The following is a 6125-nucleotide window of genomic DNA, read 5'->3' as shown; positions in this document are numbered from 1 at the left end:
ACCCTGGATGCCGAGTGAGCTTGCTGTCGCGATGCCGCGCTTGACGACGTCCTGCGCGACCGCTGCGAAATCGTCGAATCCGTTTTGGCGATTGCCCTTGAGCGCCGCTTGATGCCAGGCCGGGCCGAACTCGCCGCCGCCGCGGATGCAGGCCTGCACATAGGCATTGCCCTTTTCCAGCCATAGCCTCCCGCGCACGCCGGCATAGCCGGGCAGCAGCGGCACTTCGAAACCGCCATAGCCGTAAAGCAGCGTCGGCACCGGCCCCTTCTGATCGCGCCGCCTGACGACAAAATAAGGGATCATCGTGCCGTCCTTGGAGCGCGCCTCGAACTGTTCCGAGATGAGCGGCGAGGCATCGAAACGCGCCGGCTGCGACTTCACGGTAGCGAGCGTCTCGCCATTGTCGTCAGACCAGATGATCGCACTCGGGGTCAGGAAATCGGTGAAGGAAAAGGACACGGTCGAGCCGAACTGCTCGGCATGGCTGATGCCGACATTGCCATTTTCGGGCAGCGCCACCGGTTTCAGCGACCAGTTGCCATCCTTGCGCTCGCAGACGACGACCTTGCCGCGCACATTGTCCATCAGGCTGATGAACAGCCGGTCCTGCGTGCGGGCCATGCCGGCGATGGAAACGCGATATGCCGGCTCGAACAAGGTTTCGACAGATCCGAGCGCGCCGGTCTCGACCCAGTGCGCCAGATCCAGCGAATAGAGGCCGTCGGGCTTGCAAACCGTGCCGTCGGGCGACGTCCATGGACTGCGCACGCCGAACACGAGCTGATCCCTGAATATTGCCGTATCGGTCATGTCGTCCGGTAGCGGCAGCTGTTTGTTTTCGCCGGAAGGCAGCCGAAGGAAGATGTGCGAAGCGAAGAAATTCAGCGTTCGAGCCAGGACCAGATAGCGTCTGTCACCGTCGTACTCGACAGCGGCACCAACGGCGAGATCCTCTTTCTGCGCCTCGAAGATCGGCGTCGCGTCTTCCAGCTTGGTATCGCGCTTCCACAGCTTTATGACTCGCGGATAGCCGGACTCGGTCTTGTCGGCCTCGTCGAAAGCGGCGGAAACAATCACGGTGTCCTTATCCAGCCAGCTGAAGCCCGACTTGGAAGCGGGCGCGCGAAACCCACCGTGGACAAACGACTTGGTCGCAATGTCGAACTCGCGCATCTCGCTCGCGTCACCGCCATCCGGCGACATCGAGACAAGGCAAAGGTTGAAGTCCGGATAGAGCCGGCTGGCGCCGCTGAACACCCATTTGATCCCCTCCTTCGCCGCAAGCTGGTCGAAGTCGACGATTGTTTCCCAGTCGGGTTTCTCGGTCTTGTAGGAAGCGACCGTCGTGCGGCGCCAGAGGCCGAGCACATTGGTCTTGTCCTGCCAGAAATTGTAGACATGGCCTTTCAACGCAGCGCCGACCGCAATGTTGTCCTCGGCCGTCATCAGGTCGAGCGCGGTCTGGAACGACGCCTGGTAGGACGGATCGCCCTGCAATTCACCAACCGTGATCTCGTTCTGGCGATGTACCCAGTCCAATGACTGTATGGCTGTCCTGTCCTCCAGCCAGAGAAAGGGATCGTCGGTCGAGAGGGTGGAATTCGGCGTCTGGGTGGAAGGCTTGGTCATGAGGTCTCCGATAAACGCGTTGCTTTGAAAAAGCCAACGCGGATAGGCCGTATCGATATTCACTATGCTCAGCGCACAATTGAGGCTTTCCGCCCACCAGCGAGGCTAGCAATAGCCAGCGCCAGGCACAGCAGCCCAAGCGTGATCGGCAGCCCGCCGGCACCCAGAATATCCATGGCGCCGCCCGCCAGCGGCGGCACGGCGATACCGCCGACGCCCCACATCAAGGAAAAGGCCGCATTGCCGGCAACCAGTGCGGAGCCGGTGAAGCGTTCGCCGAGCTCGATGATCGACATCGTGTAGATGCCGTAGGAAACCGCACCCCAGACAAAGATCATTGGCCAGATCAGCGGCGACTCGATGAGAAGCGGAAGCAGGACGCAGCCGAGCACCGTGATCGCGACGCAGGCAAGCCGCACCAGGCGCGCGGAAAGCCTTTCCGCCAGCAGGCCTAGCGGCACCTGCATGGCGATATTGCCGGCAATCATCACCGACAGCAGCGCCGACATGCGGGTTTCGGTAATGCCGTGATGGGTGCCATAGACAGGCAGCAGCGCCAGCGCGCCCTGTTCGAAACCGGCGGCGACTATGACGGCAAACAAAAGCAGCCACGCCAGCGGCACGAAACCCAGGACGGAAACTTGATGCCCGGCCTCGTCGACCTTGGGCAAGCGCGGCAGCACCAAGCCCAGGCAGATGCCGCACAGCACGAAGGCGGAGATGCCGACGAGGAAGGGCGGCCAGCCCTCAGTGCCGACTGCAAGCAGGCATAGCGGCCCGGCCGCGAAACCGGCCGAGATGATCGTCGAATAGACACCCATGACGCGCCCTCGCCGCGCCGGCGGCGCCAGCGCGATGACCCAGATCTCGCTCAGCACATAGAGCGGGTTGGTCACCACACCGATCAGGAAGCGCAGGGGAAACCACAGATAGACATTCTGCGTCCAGCCGATCAGCGCCAGCACGACAGCCGAAAGCGCCGCACAGGTAAGCGCTGTGCGCCCTGCCCCGAACCGGCGGGCCAGCGCCGGGATCAATGGCGACGACAGGATGAAACCAATCGGCGTCATGGCCGCCGACAGGCCGATCATCGCTGGCGAAACGCCCTGGCGCTGCAGGATGAAACTCAGCAGCGGATAGGACAACCCTTGCGCGATGGCGAACACCGAGACGGTCGCGATCACACCGGTGATCGCCGCCCACTGCATCGTCTCGTCCTTGTTCGATTCAACCAAATTCATTGTGCGCACCGCTATCGAGGCTGCAGGATTAGCGATTGAGCAACGTGGTGGTAAGCCCCTGGGAGGCGAAAACCGCTTGCTCCAGACAATGCCTGTCAGGAGGTTGGGCCTGTCAGGAAGTTGGGCCTGTCAGGAAGTTGGGCCGGTCAGGAGGTTGGGCTCGTCAGGAAGCTCGGCGCACGGACGACCGATACAGCGCGAACATCACCAGCACCGCGTCGAGGCCGGCGATCACGACCGGCAGCCCGAGCGGGCCGATGCCTTGCATGAGCACGCCGGCACCGGGTGGGCCGACGATGCCACCGACGCCCCACATCAGTGCAAAGGCAGCGTTGCCGGCGACCAGCACAGAGCCCTTGAACCGGCTGCCGAGTTCGACCAATGCCATGGTGTAGACGCCGTAACCGACCGCGCCCATCACCAGCAGCACGACCCAGATCAACGGCGTTGTGATCAGCAAAGGCAGCAAAAGCGCGCAAACGGTTGTTGCCAGCGCGCAGACGATGATCATGGCGCGGCCGCCAAAACGCTCCGCCAGAAGGCCGAGTGGTATCTGCAGCAGGATGTTGCCGAGGGAAAGCGCCATCACCAGCGAGGCCAGAACGGCTTCCGCCAAGCCGTAGCTGGCGCCGAAGACCGGGACCAGCGCATAGGTGCTCTGCTGGACCGCCGCCGAGACAAGCACGGCAAGCAGCAGCGCCGGCGCCACCTTGGCAAAGCCGACAAGGCCGCTGGCAGGCTGGTCGTCATCCTCGAAACCGGTCAGCTTAGACGAGACCGCGTGCAGGATCACCGCGCAGAGCGCGAAACCGGCGACGCCGACCATGAAGGGCGCCCAGCCCGACGTACCGAGCAGGGTCAGCGCGAATGGTCCGGCGGCGTAGCCGGCGCCCATTAGCGTGTTGAACACGCCCATCACCCTGCCGCGCCGCGATGGCGGCGCCAGCGACAGTGCCCACACCTCGCCGAGGATGTAGAGCGGGTTGATGACGACGCCGATGATGAAGCGGATGACGAACCAGGCCACCCAGTCCTGCAGATAGCCGATACCCAGGAAGCAGAGCGCGCCGATCAGCGAGCAGCCGACCGCCAGGTTGCGTGCACCGACAAGCCGCACAGCCGCGGGCACGAAAGAAGCCGAAAGGATCAGCCCGAGCGGCATCATCGCCGCCGACAAGCCGATCAGCGCTGGCGACATGCCTTGTTTCTGCATCAGCAGCGTGAACAGCGGCGAACTCAACCCCTGCGCCGCGCCGAACATCGCAAGTGCCGCGGTGACGCCGGCAAGCGCTGCCCACTGCGTTCCTGCTTCGCCTTCGTTCGAGCCGGTCGCAACCATGCTGCCATCCATGTGAATTGCTGGCCATCCGGCCGGCAAGCCCGAGTAGCTATCGGTTCGATCCAGGCAAAGGAAGGGCCGCCCGGCGAAATCCGCTTGCGCCAACGAGGCGGCGGGATCAGGCCGATGTCGTGGCCGCGCAACTGCCGTTCCGGCATGTCGCTTCCCTCGCCCTAGTGGTCGCCGCCTCCGCAATGGCTGGACAGCCGCCGGTCCATTATGCCGCCCGCTATCGCATCCTACGAGGACCATCATGACCGCCGCCCTACAACCCTTGGAACCGGCATTGGCCACCGACCGCGCCCGTCGCGGTGGCCGCGCCGGAAAGCGCGCCGGCGGCTCGGCCGCGTTCGAGCAGCCGGCTTTCCGCCAGCTGAAAAACCCGCTGACGCCGACCAGGCTGGTCTCCGACGACGAGCTGGAATCGATCCACCTCGCCTCCCTGCGCGTGCTCAGGGAAATCGGCGTCGATGTGCTGCATGACGAAGCCCGCAGCATCATGAAGGCGCATGGCGCCGATGTGCGCGACGGCAGCGAGCGGGTGCGCTTCGACAGCGACATGATCCTCGAACTGGTGTCGCACTGCCCGTCGGAGTTCACCATCCATGCCCGCAATCCGGCGCACAATGTGCGCTTTGGCGGCAACAATGTGATCATCTCGATGATGGCGTCGGCGCCCAATTGCTCCGACATCGATCGCGGCCGCCGGCCCGGCAACCAGCAGGACTACCGCAATTTCTTAAAGCTCGCGCAGATGCACAACATCCTGAACTGCACGGGCGGCTACCCGGTCGAGCCGACCGATATCCATCCGTCCGTCCGCCACCTCGAATGCATCCGCGATCTCAGCGTGCTCACCGACAAGGTGTTCCACATCTATTCGCTCGGCAAGGAACGCAATGTCGACGGCATCGAGATCGCCAGGATCGCGCGCGGCATCAGCCACGAGCAGATGCTGGAAGAGCCGTCCGTCTTCACCATCATCAACACGAATTCGCCGCTCAAGCTCGACGTGCCGATGATGGAAGGCATCATCCAGATGTCGAGCAAGGGCCAGGTCGTCGTCGTGACGCCGTTCACCCTGTCGGGCGCCATGGCGCCTGTCACCATCGCCGGCGCACTGGTGCAGCAGAACGCCGAGGCGCTTGCCGGCCTCGCCTTCGCCCAGATGGTGCGCAAGGGCGCACCCGTCGGCTATGGCGGCTTCACCTCCAATGTCGACATGAAGTCCGGTTCGCCGGCGTTCGGCACGCCGGAATACATGAAGGCGCAGCTCGTCGGCGGCCAGCTTGCCCGCCGCTACAACATTCCCTACCGCACCTCCAACACCTGCGCCGCCAACACGGTCGACGCGCAGGCGGCTTATGAAAGCGTGTTCTCGCTGTGGGGCGCCATCCAGGGCGGCGGCAATCTGATGATGCATGCCGCCGGCTGGCTCGAAGGCGGCCTGCGCTGCTCCTACGAGAAGACCATCCTGGACATCGACCTGCTGCAGATGGTGGCCGAATTCCTGACCCCCCTCGATCTTTCCGACGAGGCACTCGGCTTCGACGCCATCCAGTCGGTCGGTCCCGGCGGCCATTTCTTCGGCACCCAGCACACGCAGGACCGCTACAAGACCGCCTTCTACTCGCCGATCCTGTCCGACTGGCGCAATTACGAGACCTGGGCGGAAGCCGGCTCGCCGACGGCGCTCGAAAAGGCCAACAAGGTCTGGAAGGAGCGGCTGGCGTCCTATGAGGAGCCTTACATGGACCCGGCCATCCGCGAGGAACTCAACGCCTTCGTCGCCAAGCGCCGGTCCGAAGGCGGCGCGCCGACCGATTTTTGATCGGCAGTGCTGTTGATGAACGGTCGACCCCCACTCCGTCGAGCTGTGCTCGACACCTCTCCCCCGATCGACGGGGGAGAGG

The 6125-nt window shown here is 63.9% G+C and carries 4 protein-coding genes; 1 reads left to right on the top strand and 3 read right to left on the bottom strand.

Translation table 11 applies throughout. The features are described from left to right. The 3 genes from EN984_RS19080 to EN984_RS19070 all read right to left on the bottom strand — a co-directional run. A partial coding sequence (locus EN984_RS19080) for a prolyl oligopeptidase family serine peptidase (protein ID WP_164765526.1) occupies positions 1-1632 on the bottom strand: 1632 nt, incomplete at its 3' end. Positions 1633-1700: 68 nt separating this feature from the next. Next, the gene (locus EN984_RS19075; RefSeq protein WP_127268231.1) at positions 1701-2873 is read right to left on the bottom strand and encodes an MFS transporter; all 1173 of its coding nucleotides are present in this window, start codon (positions 2871-2873) and stop codon (positions 1701-1703) included. A 163-nt stretch (positions 2874-3036) separates the two neighbouring features. Beyond that, on the bottom strand, positions 3037-4212 hold the full coding sequence (locus EN984_RS19070) for an MFS transporter (protein ID WP_127268230.1): 1176 nt from the start codon (positions 4210-4212) through the stop codon (positions 3037-3039). Positions 4213-4465: 253 nt separating this feature from the next. Between EN984_RS19070 and EN984_RS19065 the strand changes: the two genes are divergently transcribed. Then, positions 4466-6043, top strand: coding sequence for a trimethylamine methyltransferase family protein (locus tag EN984_RS19065; protein WP_127271459.1), 1578 nt, complete (start codon positions 4466-4468; stop codon positions 6041-6043). Positions 6044-6125: the final 82 nt, after the last annotated feature.

The organism is Mesorhizobium sp. M7A.F.Ca.CA.004.12.1.1, assembly GCF_003997835.1.
GTDB lineage: Bacteria > Pseudomonadota > Alphaproteobacteria > Rhizobiales > Rhizobiaceae > Mesorhizobium.
This window is presented reverse-complemented; position numbering and strand designations above follow the sequence as displayed.